A 1,078-nucleotide genomic window follows, 5' to 3' on the forward strand; every position below is an offset into this window, starting at 1 on the left:
CTACTACTCTCGGGTTCAGGTTCGGATTCTCTCAGATTGGGACGCTAAAGTCACTCAAATAGCTAGTCTAGATAACCAATCCGACCAAACAATTGGATACTACTACCAAAATGAGAGGAATGGAGAATGGTACTCTGGTGGTGAAACGCTTGGAACAAACACGATTCAATTCGAGTTAGTCAATGGAACATCTGTCGATACTGAAGAAATCTCTCTGAGGACTCTCCCATCCGGCTCCCGTTTCCATCCGGGGGGGTCGTCAGACCCACCAAAAGCATCTCCTATCCGGGTTGTTGCCGTCGAACCAAACTCGTCCGAGGAGACACGAATCTTCGAGTCACAGGATTATGGGTCGCTCGGCTCTTGGGCGAACGACCAGAACGACACCTATCTGCTCGACGAAACCCAAGAGCAGACCCAACAAGTGCTTGCGAATATGGACCCCTACGTTGATGAGGTGTCCAGCCAGTACCAAGCAGGCGAAATAAACTCGTCAGACCTTGCGATGATGGACCCATCCACTATCGGGGCTGAGGCATCCACATCTCTCAAAAAGTCTGGATACTACGGTCAGGGCGCGGCCATGCTCGCGTCAACCGGTGCTTCCGGGGATATCAATGCATCGCACACTATTGCAGTCGGAGACGGCTCGGGCAATCCGACGGTGCTTAATGGAACATTGTTCTACACCGGAGATGACGCATCTGGTGGCTGGGATACTGGTCAGACATACCGATTTTCAGATTATAATGGAACCTTCTACATGGCTGTTCAAGATGGGGCCAACGGCACGATTGTTGACCTCTCCACATATGGGTCGCAGTTTGAAATTTTAGAGGCTGTGAACACCCGGACAGGGGAGACGATGAACACGACCAGCCCACACAAGTACCTCTACAACTCAACGAACGCAAGCTCCCTCGCGGACGAAATCGAGCAGTTGCGACAACTCAGAAGGCAGTATGAGACCACCGGAACTGGTGGCGGTGGTGGCGGCGGTGGCTTCGGTGTTGGAACCGAAGACCGCGTTATCATCGTTGCCGCGATTGTCGCGCTCATCCTCGTCTCAACCCGGAAC

General features: G+C 52.7%; 1 protein-coding gene. It reads left to right on the forward strand.

The features are described from left to right. The coding region (locus C471_RS18075; protein ID WP_049909211.1) for a hypothetical protein at positions 1–1,078 on the forward strand (1,078 nt) is incomplete at both ends.

The sequence above is a fragment of the Halorubrum saccharovorum DSM 1137 genome, from assembly GCF_000337915.1.
In the GTDB taxonomy this organism is placed as follows: Archaea; Halobacteriota; Halobacteria; order Halobacteriales; family Haloferacaceae; genus Halorubrum; species Halorubrum saccharovorum.